The organism is Bradyrhizobium sp. IC3123, from assembly GCF_020193625.1.
In the GTDB taxonomy this organism is placed as follows: domain Bacteria; phylum Pseudomonadota; class Alphaproteobacteria; order Rhizobiales; family Xanthobacteraceae; genus Bradyrhizobium; species Bradyrhizobium yuanmingense.
In genome coordinates this window covers 228,069-241,672 of record NZ_JADYVF010000001.1, presented here as the reverse complement: position 1 = coordinate 241,672, position 13,604 = coordinate 228,069, and the positions used below count along the sequence as shown (strand labels likewise).

General features: G+C 64.9%; 13 protein-coding genes, 1 tRNA gene and 1 pseudogene. 7 read left to right on the top strand and 8 right to left on the bottom strand.

Annotation, left to right across the window (positions count from 1 at the left end; all coding sequences use genetic code 11):
* Window positions 1-214: 214 nt before the first annotated feature.
* Window positions 215-2,040: pseudogene (locus I6F20_RS01260) on the top strand (caspase family protein).
* 789 nt (window positions 2,041-2,829) lie between these two features.
* Here the strand turns inward: I6F20_RS01260 and I6F20_RS01255 are convergent.
* Together I6F20_RS01255 and cysE are read right to left on the bottom strand one after the other, a co-directional pair.
* Window positions 2,830-3,048 carry a DUF3126 family protein gene (locus tag I6F20_RS01255; protein WP_007602550.1) on the bottom strand — a complete coding sequence of 73 codons (219 nt, stop codon included), beginning with the start codon at window positions 3,046-3,048 and terminating at the stop codon, window positions 2,830-2,832.
* 131 nt (window positions 3,049-3,179) lie between these two features.
* On the bottom strand, window positions 3,180-4,004 hold the full coding sequence (gene cysE / locus I6F20_RS01250; RefSeq protein ID WP_036015299.1) for a serine O-acetyltransferase: 825 nt from the start codon (window positions 4,002-4,004) through the stop codon (window positions 3,180-3,182).
* Window positions 4,005-4,278: 274 nt separating this feature from the next.
* Between cysE and I6F20_RS01245 the strand changes: the two genes are divergently transcribed.
* Together I6F20_RS01245 and I6F20_RS01240 are read left to right on the top strand one after the other, a co-directional pair.
* Window positions 4,279-5,637: a hypothetical protein gene (locus I6F20_RS01245; protein ID WP_225124828.1), complete on the top strand. Its 1,359-nt coding sequence runs from the start codon at window positions 4,279-4,281 to the stop codon at window positions 5,635-5,637.
* A gap of 106 nt (window positions 5,638-5,743) precedes the next feature.
* The gene (locus I6F20_RS01240; protein ID WP_156447197.1) at window positions 5,744-5,899 is read left to right on the top strand and encodes a hypothetical protein; all 156 of its coding nucleotides are present in this window, start codon (window positions 5,744-5,746) and stop codon (window positions 5,897-5,899) included.
* A gap of 157 nt (window positions 5,900-6,056) precedes the next feature.
* Here I6F20_RS01240 and I6F20_RS01235 read toward each other — a convergent pair whose 3' ends face one another.
* Both I6F20_RS01235 and I6F20_RS01230 read right to left on the bottom strand, forming a co-directional pair.
* Complete coding sequence (locus I6F20_RS01235; RefSeq protein WP_225124827.1) at window positions 6,057-6,203, bottom strand: hypothetical protein; 147 nt, start codon at window positions 6,201-6,203, stop codon at window positions 6,057-6,059.
* The gene (locus I6F20_RS01230; protein WP_225124826.1) at window positions 6,200-6,655 is read right to left on the bottom strand and encodes a hypothetical protein; all 456 of its coding nucleotides are present in this window, start codon (window positions 6,653-6,655) and stop codon (window positions 6,200-6,202) included. The genes I6F20_RS01235 and I6F20_RS01230 overlap by 4 nt, the downstream gene beginning before the upstream one ends.
* 107 nt (window positions 6,656-6,762) lie before the next feature.
* Here I6F20_RS01230 and I6F20_RS01225 point away from each other — a divergent pair, with 107 nt between their 5' ends.
* Window positions 6,763-7,698 carry a LysR family transcriptional regulator gene (locus tag I6F20_RS01225; RefSeq protein ID WP_225124825.1) on the top strand — a complete coding sequence of 312 codons (936 nt, stop codon included), beginning with the start codon at window positions 6,763-6,765 and terminating at the stop codon, window positions 7,696-7,698.
* A 68-nt stretch (window positions 7,699-7,766) separates the two neighbouring features.
* On the opposite strand, the gene I6F20_RS01220 is transcribed toward I6F20_RS01225, so the two are convergent.
* A complete protein-coding gene (locus I6F20_RS01220) occupies window positions 7,767-8,522 on the bottom strand; it encodes an alpha/beta fold hydrolase (RefSeq protein ID WP_036015305.1) in 756 nt (251 codons plus the stop codon).
* Window positions 8,523-8,639: 117 nt separating this feature from the next.
* Window positions 8,640-9,776 (bottom strand): hypothetical protein, encoded by a 1,137-nt coding sequence (locus tag I6F20_RS01215; protein ID WP_225124824.1) that lies wholly within the window; start codon window positions 9,774-9,776, stop codon window positions 8,640-8,642.
* Window positions 9,777-10,084: 308 nt separating this feature from the next.
* Between I6F20_RS01215 and I6F20_RS01210 the strand changes: the two genes are divergently transcribed.
* Entirely contained in the window at window positions 10,085-10,330 is a 246-nt protein-coding gene (locus I6F20_RS01210; RefSeq protein ID WP_008562814.1) for a zinc-finger domain-containing protein, read from the top strand.
* Window positions 10,331-10,350: 20 nt separating this feature from the next.
* Complete coding sequence (locus I6F20_RS01205; protein ID WP_225124823.1) at window positions 10,351-11,553, top strand: FAD-dependent monooxygenase; 1,203 nt, start codon at window positions 10,351-10,353, stop codon at window positions 11,551-11,553.
* A gap of 25 nt (window positions 11,554-11,578) precedes the next feature.
* Here I6F20_RS01205 and I6F20_RS01200 read toward each other — a convergent pair whose 3' ends face one another.
* A complete protein-coding gene (locus I6F20_RS01200) occupies window positions 11,579-12,001 on the bottom strand; it encodes a hypothetical protein (RefSeq protein WP_036029720.1) in 423 nt (140 codons plus the stop codon).
* A 172-nt stretch (window positions 12,002-12,173) separates the two neighbouring features.
* On the opposite strand from I6F20_RS01200, the gene I6F20_RS01195 reads away from it, so the two are divergent.
* Window positions 12,174-12,262 (top strand) — tRNA-Leu (locus I6F20_RS01195).
* A gap of 10 nt (window positions 12,263-12,272) precedes the next feature.
* On the opposite strand, the gene I6F20_RS01190 is transcribed toward I6F20_RS01195, so the two are convergent.
* The gene (locus I6F20_RS01190; protein WP_225124822.1) at window positions 12,273-13,583 is read right to left on the bottom strand and encodes a hypothetical protein; all 1,311 of its coding nucleotides are present in this window, start codon (window positions 13,581-13,583) and stop codon (window positions 12,273-12,275) included.
* Window positions 13,584-13,604 lie beyond the last annotated feature (21 nt).

Genomic DNA, 13,604 nt, shown 5'->3' with positions numbered 1-13,604 from the left:
ACCCCATGCACAGTAGCCAAGCGTTGGCAGCATCGAGTCTTTTCGTTTTTTTCGAATAACGATTGACCCATCGGGCCAAAACAGGGCATGATGGCCGTGATGCCTGGCACGGGGTTGCCCGGATGGCGCATGGATGTGTGACTGATATCACTGAGCACAGATTGCGATTGGCCATGCTGCGAATAATCTGACGCTATTGCATTCGGGGGCTGGAATGCGGCTTCGGCTGTTTGTTTTGTTGATGTTTGCGATCTGCGTGGGAGCGGGCCCGGCGCTGGCTGAGAAGCGCGTCGCGCTGGTGATGGGCAACTCGGCCTACAAGAACGTGGCGCGGCTGGCGAACCCGGCGAACGATGCCACCCTGGTCGGCGGCATGTTCAGGAAGGCCGGGTTCGATACCGTCGACATCAAGCTCGACCTCAACGGTTCGGAGATGCGTCGGGCGCTGCGTGACTTCGGCGGCAAGGCGCGGGATGCTGGGGTCGCGGTGGTTTATTACGCCGGTCATGGCATTGAACTGGACGGCGTCAACTATCTGATCCCGACAGACGCGACGCTGGAGACCGACAGCGACGTGCTCGACGAAACGATCGCGCTGGACCGCGCGCTGTTCGCGGTCGAACCTGCAAAGCAGCTGCGCCTGATCATCCTCGATGCATGTCGCGACAACCCGTTTGCCAAGACGATGAAGCGTACCATCGCCTCGCGTGCCATCGGCCGCGGCCTCGCCAAGGTCGAGCCAACCAGCCCGAATACGATGATCGCGTTCGCGGCGAAAGCGGGTTCGACGGCGTCCGACGGCGACTCCAAGAACAGCCCGTTCGCGGCGGCTCTGGTCGAACGTCTGCCGACGCCCGGGCTCGATCTGCGCAAGGCGTTCGGCTTCGTGCGCGACGACGTGCTCAAGAATACCGGCTACAAGCAGGAGCCATTTGTGTACGGCTCGCTCGGCGGCGACGACGTGGCCTGGTTCCGGCCAAGCCGGTCGCGACCGGACCGCAGGCGAACCCGGACAGCGAAATCCGGCGCGACTACGAACTGGCGCTCCAGCTCGGCACGCGCGACGTTTGGACCGCATTCCTCAATCGTTATCCCAGCGGCTTCTATACCGATCTCGCCAAGGCTCAACTCAACCGGATTTCCGCCGAAGACGCCCGCGCTGCAGCGGCCGAGAAGGCGCGGGCGGCCGAGGAGGAGAAGGCAAAGCTTGCCGCCGAACGGGCCAAGAAGGCCGAGCAGGAGAAAGCCGCAGCAGCGGCCAAGGCTGCCGAAGATGCTCGGATCGCCGCGGAGAAGGCCAAACGGATCGAAGAGGCCAAGGCGGCGGCCGCCGAGCAGCGCAGGAAGGATGCAGAAGCAGCTGCCAAGGCACTGGCCGACAAGCAGGCTGCCGAGAAGGCGCTGGCCGAGAGAATCGCCAGCGAAAAGGCAGCGGCTGAGCTAGCCGCCAAAGAGAAGGCTCAGCGTGACGCTGAGCAGAAGGTCGCGGCCGTGGCTCCCACCCAATCGCCGCCGAGTCTGTCGCCGCAGGAGACAGCCAAGCTGGTGCAGTCAGAACTCCGCCGCGTCGGCTGTCTCGCGAGCAATGCGGACGGCGACTGGAATGCGACCTCGCAGCGTTCGCTCACCCTCTTCAACAAATATGCCGGCACGAAGTTCGACGCCAAATTCGCGAGCTTCGAAGCGCTCGATGCCATCAAGACCAAGCCGGGGCGCGTCTGCCCGCTCGTGTGCAATCACGGCTTCAAGGCGGACGGCGACACTTGCGTCAAGATCACCTGCCGCGCCGGCTATCGCATCAACGACGACAATGAATGCGAGAAGGCGCAGGACAAGAAGCCGGTCGCGACCCGCGATGATGCCAACAAGCAAGACAATGAAAAGAAGAAGGTCGAAACCACACCCGCGAAGCCGCAGGCGACGGGTCAGATCTATTGCAACTCTGTCGGTTGTCGTCCAGTTCGTTCTGGCTGCCGGCTCGAAGATACGGGGAGGCGAGGCGGAATAACTGGTACTTCGCTCGTTGAAGTCTGCAACTAAGAAGCCGCCGGCCACAGGGGAGGTTGCTTGCAGCCAAACGGGTTGTCGGCAGGTGAGGCCCGGCTGTCGCGTGGAGGTGAGGTCAATTGGGAGGACCAGCCTCGTCGGTGCTGGAGCGCTGAAATCTGCAATTGAGCCCGTAAAGCTGATCAGGATGCCGCTCCAGCAATGCTACCGCCGAGGCGTGTGTTGCCGAAAGAACCCCAAGCAGAACTATGAAAGCTTGATCGTACCCGATCGGAATGATGCGGCAGCTCGTACGCCATGATGACCCGCATCTTGCCGAACATATCGAAGCAATGATCTTGGGACGTGCCACTCTAGAGGCGCGCGATCGCGCGTCCTACTCACAGATTGTTGCCAATGGCATCAGCACCACGAAGCCTTGCGCCGAATCGACTGCTTGGTACCCTCGCCTTTGATCGCGAAGCTAACGGCGTCATTGCGAGCGCAGCGAAGCAATCCAGAATCCCTGCGCGGAAGAATTCCTGGATTGCTTCGCTGCGCTCGCAATGACGATGGGGAGAGAGTGCGCCTCGAACCTCGACGCGTACCCCGGATACAGCGCAGCGTCTCCCTGCCGATGCGAAGCATCGTCCAGTGACGATGCTCTGCTGAGCTGGGGCCCATGTCGCAGAAATATTCCGTGTGGCTTCTGGGTCCCGGCTCTGCACTGCAACGCCACAGCGTGTCGAAGACGCGCGTGAACGCGCTTATGGAGCGTTGCAGTGCGTCCGGGACACGGAGAACGCCGCGCGCGAGCGAAGACTCCGCTTCGCTCGCGACCAACTACTCCTGATCGACCAGGTCGTCCTCGAGGATCGCCATCTGGAATTGGAACGAGCGATCGTCGTCCTCGTCGTCGACGAAGAGCACGCCGATGAATTCCTCGCCGATATAGACCTCGGCGGAATCGTCCTTCTTCGGCCGCGGCACGACGCGGATCTTGGGATTGCCGAATACGCGCTTCAGATACGCATCTAACTTTCTGACTTCTTTGACGTCCACGGCAAGTCTCCGATCGAAAATGGTCGGCGGGTTTTAGGACGAGATGCGGCGAACCGCCAGCACGAATTGTCAAAGAATTTGGCGAAGAAAAGGGCCGGAGAATCCGGCCCTTCGCAGCATCAAGGGCCCGCTCAGAGCCCCATCGCGTTGATCATCTGATCCATGGTGCGCGACGGCTCGGCGCAGCCGGCCTCGCCGACGATCTTGGCCGGAACGCCCGCAACCGTGACGTTGTGCGGCACCGGCTTGACCACGACTGAGCCGGCGGCGATGCGCGCGCAATGGCCGATCTCGATATTGCCGAGAATTTTTGCGCCGGCACCGATCAGCACACCGTGGCGGATCTTGGGGTGACGATCCTCGTTCTCCTTGCCGGTACCGCCGAGCGTGACGCCGTGCAGGATCGAGACGTCGTCCTCGATCACAGCCGTCTCGCCGCAGACGAAGCCGGTGGCGTGGTCGAGGAAGATGCCGCGGCCGATGCGCGCGGCGGGATTGATGTCGGTCTGGAACACCGCCGAGGATCGGCTCTGAAGGTAATAGGCGAAATCCTTGCGGCCCCTCAGATAGAGCCAGTGCGCGAGGCGATGGGTCTGGATGGCATGAAAGCCCTTGAAGTAGAGCAAGGGATCGATGAAGCGCGAGGTCGCGGGATCGCGGTCGTAAACGGCAACGAGGTCGGCGCGGAAGGCGTTGCCGAGATCGGGGTCGTCGCGCAGCGCCTCGATATAGGCCTGGCGCACGAGGTCGCCCGACAGCGCGGAATGATCGAGCCGGTCGGCAACGCGGTGGACCACCGAATCCTCCAGCCGGCCGTGATGCAGCACCGCCGAATAGATGAAGGTCGCAAGCTCCGGCTCGCGGCGGACGATGTCCTCCGCTTCGCTGCGGATCCGGTCCCAGATCGGATCGAGCGATGCGAGCTTTCCTCCCGGATTGACCTGATGCACTGCCATGGGATCTGCTCTTTCGAATTGGCTGATTTTGTTGGCTCTATAGCACAGTCTAGGCGACAAAGTCCTGACGGGCTTGCCTGAGAGTGAACAGTGCCCTGCCTCGGAGATCAAGCCAAACCATTGATAAACAAGACTTTCTTCTGACGCCCCGAGCGGCAAGGTCGGCTCAAGGTGGTCAGAGTTTCGCCAAATTCAAGCCGGGCGGCGTCAAACTATTGGTGAATTCGCCTCCAACCGTTATTGCGGGCATGATCCGAGCGGGGGCAGAGCCGATTTGACCATCACCACCGATCAACTGCGCGCGCGCGCCGCGGGCTCTTTTTGGCTGCGGCTGGCCGCAATGGCCCTGCCCCTCCTGATGATCGCGCCGGCGGTCTGGAACGGCTATCCGCTGTTGCAATGGGATACCGGCGGCTATCTCGCCCGCTGGTACGAGGGCTATCTCGTCCCCAGCCGCTCCACGGTGTTCGGCCTCTATTTGCACTATGGCGAGGGTTTCGGCTTCTGGATCAACCTCGCCGCCCAGTCGCTGGCGACGCTATGGCTGCTGCAGCTCACTCTTCGCGTGTTGAGTTTGATGCAGACCTTCCGCTTCGTCGCAATCAGCCTCTCCCTGATGCTGTCGACCGCGCTGCCCTGGCTTGCGAGCATGCTGCTCACCGACATCTTTGCCGGGCTCGCGGTGCTGTCGCTGTTCCTCCTGGTGATCGGCGCAAACCGCACCTCGGCGATCGAGAAGATCTCGCTGTTTGTCTTCACCGCCTTTGCCGCGGCGACCCACAGCGCCACGCTCGGCGTGCTGCTCGGACTGTGCGCCGCGGGCTGGATGGCGCGGCCGTTTCTGGGCGCGCGCCTGCCGCTGGCCGGACTACTGCAGGCGAGCCTCACCATCGTCGCGGGCGGCTTGATGCTGGTGTCGGCGAATTATGCGCTGTCCGGCAAGCTGGCCTGGACGCCCGGCGGCTACGGCGTCGCCTTCGGCCGCATGATGCAGGACGGCATCGTCGCGCAATATCTGAACGACCGTTGCCCGCGCGAACGTTACAAGCTTTGTCCCTACCGCAACGAGCTGCCGGCGAGCGCCGACGAATTCCTGTGGGGCAAGAGCGTGTTCAACACGCTCGGCCGTTTCGCAGGCATGAATGAGGAGATGGGCACCATCGTCGTGCAGTCGCTGAAGGATTATCCAGCCTGGCAGGCCGGCGCGGCGCTTCGCGCGATGGGACAGCAATTGCTGCACGTGGCGACCGGCGAAGGCACCAACGGCTGGATCCCGCACACCCGCGGCATCATCGAGCGCTACATCCCCGCACAGGCCGCGCCGATGCGCGCGGCGCGGCAGCAGAACTGGGGTGTCAATTTCGATGTCGTGAACTGGCTGCATGTCCCGGTCGCGCTGGCCTCGATGCTGGCGCTGCTCGCGCTGCTCGGCCATGCGCTGGCAAGGCGCCGGCTGGACGATCTGACGCTGCTGGCTGGGACGGTGACGCTGGCGCTGCTCGGCAACGCCTTCATCTGCGGCGTGATCTCAGGGCCCCACGACCGCTACGGCGCGCGCATGGTGTGGGTCGCGACGTTCGTGGTGCTGATGGCCGTGGGGCGGCGGCTGGGCGAGGACGGCAAAGCAGGATGAGATCGGGGTGAAGCCTCATCGCTCCCAATCTCCTGAGGGAGTGGACGATGTGTACACATTTGCACAGTTTAATGCGGCAGCCGTCTCGGTCAGGTAGGCTGTTCGCATGGACCGAGAATTCCGCCGCCTCGAACATGCCGCCCGCGAGCAAGCAGCACTGTCGGCTGACGGGCGCACCAAGGCTGCGCTGCTAGAGATCGCCGAAGAATACCGTTTGCGCGCCGACTACCTCGAAGCTCAAAAGCGCAGCCCTGCTGATTAAGTTGCAATATCGCTTGCTTGGCACTCTGACGGCATTGACTGCCAAGCCGTTGAGGAACAGTGTGTTCCATCACCGCCCGGTCCGTGGCTTCAATCGGTGACAGAGAGACCGGTTGTGCTCCCGCCCTACTCCAACAGGGAGCAGCGTCATGCCGATTCTACGGCTGATTGCGAATGTCGATCTCACCCGCGAACAGGAACATGTTCTTGAACTCGCCTTCAACCATGCCTTGCGCAAGCTCGACCTGGTGGATCGAAGCGATCCGATCTGTGATCTTCTCGCCAAGAGGATGATCGACATTCACATGCGCGGCGTGACTGACGCTGTCGCTCTGGCCGAAATCACCGTCCGGGAAATCAGAGCACCGAAACAATAGGGCCCGAGATCGGTGACGCCGTTGAGCGACGGCGCCTGGCACTGTCGCCATAGTTTCACATCGCCTTGGAAGGTGGCAAAGTCACCGTACTCATTGAGCGCCGCTTCGTCCCAGCGTTCGCTTGGCGAGCCGACGAGGCTCGCGAGGATCGGCCCGGAAAACATCGGCGCGATCGGCTTGCCGGCCGCAAGGCGCCGGAATGCCGGCCTGTAGCGCTCATGAAAGGCTTCACGGCCCGAGCAGGGCGCGGCGTCAAAGCCGTCCTCGTAACGCGCCTGCGCGCGGTAGCGCAGCAGATTGAGCATATAGATCGGCTGGCCGGATGGAATCGCGCGCTCGGCGGCGTCGAGGGCTTGCAGCGTAATTTCGATAGGGTTCATCGGACGTCCCGCATTTCCAGCGCCGCAGAATGCGTGCTGATACTCCCCGATTAGCCGTTCTCGAATGGGGCTTGTAGTGACCGTCTGGCCATGGCTATGTGGACTTCATGTCCACAACGACTTTGCCTCCCGACCTTTCGCGCCTCCTCGCCTTCGTCCGCGTCGTCGAGGCAGGCTCCTTCGCCGAAGCCGCGCGGCGGGCGGGGACGACCACATCGGCGATGTCCAAGGCGGTCGCCCGCTTCGAACAGGCTCACGGATTGCGGCTTTTGCATCGCTCCACCCATTCGTTGGCGCTGACCGAAGAGGGCGACCGGCTGATGTCGGCGGGACGCGCGTTGGCCGAAAGCCTCGCCCGTGTCCAATCCGCGCTCGGCGAAGTCGCGCGCGACGATGGCGGACGGGTGCGCGTGACCGCCCCCGCCTCGTTCGCGCGCGCCTGCATCCTGCCGCGATTGCCCGCGTTCCTGCGGGAACGGCCGGAAATCGAGATCGAGGTCAAATTCCGCAACGAGATTCTCGATCTCGCGGCGGAAGGCGTCGACGTCGCGATCCGCACAGGGCCGCTCGATCGCGCGCCCGGTCATCAGGCGCGGCGGCTTTGCACCTTCTCCTGGATCGCTTGCGCCTCGCCTGCCTATCTGAAAACGCGCGGCGCGCCGGCCACTCCCTTCGAGCTTTCCGCGCACGAGCACGTCGGCTTCCGCAATCCCGCGAGCGGTCAGATCCTGACCTGGCGCTTCGCCGACCTGCGCGGCAAAGGCCCCATTCGCATCACGCCCAAGCCCAAGCACATTTGCGACGACGCGCACGCTTCGCTGGCTCTGATCGCGAATGGGTTTGGGATCGGCTGGGGGCCGGCGTGGCTGGTGAACGAAGACCTTCGCGCCGGCCGGCTGGTCGAGGTGCTTGCGCCCTGGCGCGCGCCTGGGGACCCCCTATGGATGCTCCGCACCTCGGGCCGCCGCCCGCCCCTGCGCACACAGCGCGTCATATCGTTCCTCAACACGCTTCCCGCCGCGTTCAGCGACAAGGCGGTGTGAAGCAGCGGTCGTCACCGAAATTGAGGCGCGCCAAGAGACTCAGCTAAAGGTCCTAGGGATTTGTCGCCTCAGCCGCGGCGTGACAGGAAGTCGAGCACGCCGGTCTTGTAAACCTTGTCGCCGACTGCACGCATGTGGTCGCGATTGGGAATATCGAGCACTTCGGAACCCGGTATGATCGCGCCGAGCGCGCTGGCGCTTCCTGCGACATCGTCGGCGCTGCCGACCGCGATCAGCACCGGCACCTCGATGCGCGCGGCCTCCTGCCTCGTCATGAGATCGCGCGTGCCGCGCAGGCACGCGGCGAGTGCACGGCGGTCGGAGCGGGTCTGGTCGGCGAACGCGCGAAACGTGCGGCCGACGGGATCGGTGACGTCGTCCAGCGCGGGCGCCTCCAGCGCCTTGGCGACGTTCTCGCCGGGACCGCTGCCCTCGATCAGGCCGCCGATGCCGATGCCGCCGAGGATCGCCGAGCGCAGGCGCTGCGGCTCGTTGAGGGAGAGCCAGGCCGTCATCCGCCCGCCCATCGAATAGCCCATGATGTCGGCCTGCGGGATGGCGAGGTGATCCATCAGTGCGAGCACGTCGCCGGCCATTACGGGTATAGAATATTGCGCGGGTTCGTAGAGCTTTGCGCTCTCGCCATGGCCGCGATTGTCGAGCGCGATGACGCGGCGTCCGTTCTTGCGCAGCTCCGACACCCAGGTCGGATAGACCCAGTTCACGTTCTTGCTGGAGGCAAAGCCGTGCACCAGGATGATCGGATCGCCCTCGCCTTCGTCGAGATAGGCAATTTCAACGGCGCCGTTGTGAAAGCTCGGCATCAGCAGTTCCGTGAGGTGTTGAGGGGAATGACGCGATCTTAGAGCACGATCCGGCAAAGTGTGCAGCGGTTTTCCGGCAACATCATGCTCAAACAATAGCCCGAAGCGGATCGCGCCTCAGGCCGTCGCGGCCGCGTTGGCCAAAGCAGCGTCGGCCGCCATCTGCGCGCGGCGAAGCCGCCGCGCCCGCCTGCGATCGCACCAGGCCTGGGTCAGGCGCTCGGTCGTCGCCTTGATGGAGGAGAGCAGGCCGAACAGCGTCACGACCGCGCCAAACAGCCACATCGCCAGATCGAACGCGCCGCCGACGAGCAGCAGCGCGCCGCGGCCGAGCAGCTTGATGATCGCGCGCGTCTTGCCGCCTTGCGCTTCCGCAAGTCGCACGGCGCGCGCGACGTCCTTGGGACCCTCGGCGATGCGGAGCGTATCCATGGCCCCGCGCGTGCCGGTCTTTCCGGCGACGCGCGTGACGTCCTTGCCGAGCCGGACCAGCGCACCGGCCTTCTCGGCCCGGAACGCGGCCTTGATCGCGCTCACGGTCTGGCCAGGGCGCAGCACCGAGCCCGATGCCACCGCGTTCCGCAGCATCGGCGCGTCGACCACCTCGCGCGCGGACCGGCCGGCCCATGCGGCGAGCCCCTCGCCGAGCCGTCCGAGCTTGCGCGCATCCTTCACCAGCGTCAGTCCTGCGCGCACCGGCGCGGCACCGCCGACGGAGATGTAGGTTGCCGCCGTCACCGCAAGGCCGGCCGCCGCAAGGGAGAGCACGAGGCGGTCGGTGTCCTCGCCCATGGCGAGGTGCTTGCCTTCGCGCACCACGTCTCTGATGTCGCCGAACACGAAGAGATCGCCGGCCACGGTCCCGGACAGGCTGGCGACATCGTCCGCGTTGCCGGTGACGAGACCGGTGGCGAAGCGCTTGGCGAAATGCGCGGTGGAATTCTCCGCTTTCACGGCATCAGCGACGCGGCTCAAGAGGTCGTCGGGAAGCGCGATGTTGCGCTCGCGCGCCAGCGTGACGAAACTGTCGGCGAGATCGGCATCGCCGGCGGCGAGCGCGGCCTCGATATTGTCCTGAACCAGGCGGTCGTTGTGCCGGAGCAGTGCATCGAGCTTCAGCTCGGAGAGCGCGACCGGATCATCCTGGGCGGCCAGGATCGCGCCGGCCTCGCGGGCATGCGGCGCCACCTGCGCGAGCACGAAGCCGCACACGGCCATTCCCGCCAACGCCGTACTGATTCGCAGCCACTTCATGTGGAAAAGCCCGGATGCCCTGAGATCGCTTGCGCGGAACACTACGTCTTTCGTCCCGGTTTCACGCAACCACAGAGATAGTATGCCAAAATTGCGACACAACGTCCCCGACGAAAGAAGGGCTTCTCTAGGGGCGCAAGATTGTGTCGAATTTGCATGAGCAAATGAGCATGGGGCGCTTGCGAAGCTTTTCGGTTCCGCTGGACTAGCAATCACCTGTACCCGCCAGTATGGTCCGCAGCGCCTCAAAGATGCCGCGTAAGTTCGTGATTGTATCTGCCGCCATTGCCACTCCAGGATGAACTTCGATGTCCGACCATGTCGTCCCGCACTTCCATAACGATGCCGGTGTCCCCGTCATCGAGATCGGCTCGCAAGAGTTCATGTGCGTGGGCGCCAATCCTCCGTTCGACCATCCGCACGTCTTCCTCGACCTCGGCAACGACAACGAGATCATCTGCCCCTATTGCTCGACGCTGTACCGCTTCGCGGCCGACCTGAAGCCCGGCGAAGCCCGCCCGCCGGAATGTGTGCTGAAGGACAAGGTGGCCTGACCGCGTCCATCGGTTAAGGGGTGGCGCTCTCCCGAACGATTGTCGTCGCCGGTGCCGGCATCGGTGGCCTGACGGCCGCGCTCGCGCTCGCCGCCCGCGGCTTCCGCATCGTCGTGCTGGAGAAGACCGAACGCCTCGAGGAGGTCGGCGCCGGCCTGCAGCTCTCGCCCAATGCCAGCCGCGTGCTGGTCGAGCTCGGCCTCACCGAACGCCTCAAGCTGCGCGCCGTCACCCCGGAAGCGCTCTCGATCATGAGCGCGCGCGCCGGCGGCGAGCTGCTGCGCATGCCGCTCGGCGAAGCCGCCTCGCTTCGCGCCGGAGCGCCCTATTGGGTGGTGCACCGTGCCGACCTGCAAGCGGCCCTCGCCGGCGCCGTCGCCGACCATCCCGACATCGACCTGAAGCTGGGCGCGACCTTCGAGGACGTCGCGCCTCACGCCAAGGGCCTGACCGTGGTCCATCGCAGCGGCACGATCCGCCGCAGCGATCTCGCCAGCGCGCTGATCGGCGCCGACGGCATCTGGTCGACGGTGCGCCAGCATCTGTTTCCCGAGGTGCAGCCGCGCTTTTCCGGCCTGATCGCCTGGCGCGGCACGCTCGATGCCACGCAATTGCCGAAGGACTATACCGCGCGCCGGGTGCAGCTCTGGATGGGACCGAACGCCCATCTGGTCGCCTATCCCATTGCGGGCGGGCGCCAGATCAATGTGGTCGCGGTGCTGCCGGGCACCTGGAACCGGCCGGGCTGGAGCACGCCCGGCGATATCAGCGAGGTGATGGACGCCTTTGCCGGCCCGCGCTGGCCGCCGACGGCGCGGATGCTGCTCGCCGCGGTCGACAGCTGGCGCAAATGGGCGCTGTTTGGCGTGCCGGACGGCTGCCCTTGGAGCAAAGGTTCGGTGGCGCTGCTCGGCGATGCCGTGCACGCGATGCTGCCGTTCGCAGCTCAAGGGGCCGGCATGGCGATCGAGGATGCCGCCGTGCTCGCCCGGCATTTGAGCCTGGAGGCCGCCGAGAGCAGCAAAGCGGTTGCCGCCGCGCTGACGCAATACGGCCGTGCCCGCCAGGCGCGGGTGCGGCGGGTACAGCGGACCGCGCGGCAGCAGGGCCGCATCTATCATCTCAGCGGGCCGCTCGCGCTCGCACGCGATCTTGCGATCCGCGCGCTCGGCCCGCAGCGCATGCTGGCGCGACAGGACTGGATCTACGGCTGGCGGCCTTGATGCGGCGCGCCGCCGGCGCGGCGCCTCAGCGGGCCGCTTTGCCGGATTTCGACGCGGATTTGGCGCTGGCCGCGGGCGATGCCGGAGGCGGCGGCGCCTCGGGCGGCGTCTCCCGGCATCTGTTGCGGCGCCAGGCATCCTCGGCCAATTGGACCTGCCCGCGCACGGCGATATAATCGTTGCGATAAGCGAGTTCGGACACGACGGCCCCGCCGGCCCCGGTCTCGGCCTTCTCCATCAGCCTCTGCAGATCGGCGGTGCGCTTGGCGAGGTCCTTGCGCTCGGTCTCGAGCTGCTTGCAATCGTACAATTCGTATTTGGCGGGATCGGCAAAAGCCGGTGCGATCGTCTCGCTCACGCCGGCGCAGCCGGACAGCGCGAGGCCAGCCGCAAGCAGCGCGAACAGCGCGCCAAAGCCGCGCAGCGAAAAGGAAAACGAAGCAGCCATGCCGAATGAATAGCCCCCGTGGATTGAGAATGCCTAAAGCAGCAACAGATGTCCGGATTGAGGCTTTGCCTTGTGCCCCCGGCTCGCTTAAGGAAGAACCGTCCCTCCGGCGGCGAACGCGCCAATTCCAGACCGCCGGAACGGACTTAAGTGTTTGATCTCGTTGGATCAAGCGGGCATGGCGGAATTGGTAGACGCAAGGGACTTAAAATCCCTCGGTGCGCAAGCGCTGTGCCGGTTCGACCCCGGCTGCCCGCACCACTAGCTTGTATCACCCTTGCTCGAGGCGCTCGGGCTCTGCGCGGAAATCGAGCAGCACGATCCAGAAGCAGATCAGCGCGGTGACGAGGAGGATGAAGGTGCCCTCGATCGGCGCGCCCAGAAGCGAGACCAGTGCCGGAAAGGCGAGGCCGATGCCGAGGATGGCGGCGAGCGCCAGGGACGGAAGATCGACGATGAGGATCGCGGCAAGAAGCGCGAGCTCGAAGAAGGCATATTCCTTCAGACGCGGCGAGCTGAGATAGAGCGCGAACATGGCGAGCACCGTGATGCGCATGCCCGTGCGCGGGTGATCCATCAGCCAGCGATCGAGCTGCGTCAGCAGCGATGCCCCTTCGCGCACCGGTCCGCTCGCGGCCGCGCGCAGGACGGACAGCGCGAACGGCACGAGCACGAGCGCGAGTGCCGCGAACGCGTAGGCCGCCAACATTGACGGCTTGCCGTCACCGAAGCCGGCCTGGGCCATGAGGTCGCGCGCCAGCAGCAACAGCGACGGATTGGTCTCCACGAGACCGACGGCATGCTGGCCGGGAATTTGTCCTGCGATCGCGAGCAGCCAGCTCGCGAACAGATCTGGATAGAGTAACCGCGACAGCGCGAGCGGCAACGCGAAGGCGAACGCGGCCACCGCGATCAAGGCCAGCTTGCGGCCACGCGGCAGCGGCAGGAAATAGAGCGCCGCCAGCACCGGGACGAACACCAGCTTGAACGAGGTCACGAGGCCGAGCAGCGCAGCGCCGGCGATGCGCCAGGAAAAGTTCGAATTCTGTTCGGATGCGAGCGGGCGCAGCAGGAGCTTCAGCGCGATCGCGGTCAGCACTCCGCTCAGCAGCGCAAAATTCCCCGACGCCACCACGAATTCGAAACCGACGAACGCGCCGAGCGCGCAGAGCACCTTCAAGCCAGCATCGCGCGCGCTGGCACGCGTCCGGCCAAGGCCGGGCAGAAGCAGCGCGCAGAGCACGGCGAGGACGAGAAAGATGCTTCGGTAATGATCGAGCAGAACGCCGCCCGCGCAGAGGGGACGGAAGACGTCCAGCGTCACCGGCAGATAGGGATAAGAATAGGTGGTGCCCTTCAGGTTCTTGACGAAGTAGGGATCGAGCCCGTCGGCATGCGCATCGACCGCCGCGCAATTGACCCGGACGTCCCAGCCATAGGGCAGGTCGAGCGAGGCATCGTTGGCGAGATTACCGAGCACCAGCAGCGCGGTCAGCGTGACCACGCCGGCAAGCCAGACGTTGCGCCTGGCAGCCTTGGCCGCAGGCGCCAACCATCGTGCTGCACCTGATATGTCGGACACGGGCGATACCCTGTTTGGCTT

Excerpts from the sequence above, each read along its gene's own strand:
- I6F20_RS01215 (WP_225124824.1), bottom strand. The coding sequence starts at position 9,776 with ATGAAGTGGCTGCGAATCAGTACGGCGTTGGCGGGAATGGCCGTGTGC.
- I6F20_RS01210 (WP_008562814.1), top strand. The coding sequence starts at position 10,085 with ATGTCCGACCATGTCGTCCCGCACTTCCATAACGATGCCGGTGTCCCC.
- I6F20_RS01220 (WP_036015305.1), bottom strand. The coding sequence starts at position 8,522 with ATGCCGAGCTTTCACAACGGCGCCGTTGAAATTGCCTATCTCGACGAA.
- I6F20_RS01200 (WP_036029720.1), bottom strand. The coding sequence starts at position 12,001 with ATGGCTGCTTCGTTTTCCTTTTCGCTGCGCGGCTTTGGCGCGCTGTTC.
- I6F20_RS01230 (WP_225124826.1), bottom strand. The coding sequence starts at position 6,655 with ATGAACCCTATCGAAATTACGCTGCAAGCCCTCGACGCCGCCGAGCGC.
- I6F20_RS01225 (WP_225124825.1), top strand. The coding sequence starts at position 6,763 with ATGTCCACAACGACTTTGCCTCCCGACCTTTCGCGCCTCCTCGCCTTC.
- I6F20_RS01240 (WP_156447197.1), top strand. The coding sequence starts at position 5,744 with ATGGACCGAGAATTCCGCCGCCTCGAACATGCCGCCCGCGAGCAAGCA.
- cysE (WP_036015299.1), bottom strand. The coding sequence starts at position 4,004 with ATGGCAGTGCATCAGGTCAATCCGGGAGGAAAGCTCGCATCGCTCGAT.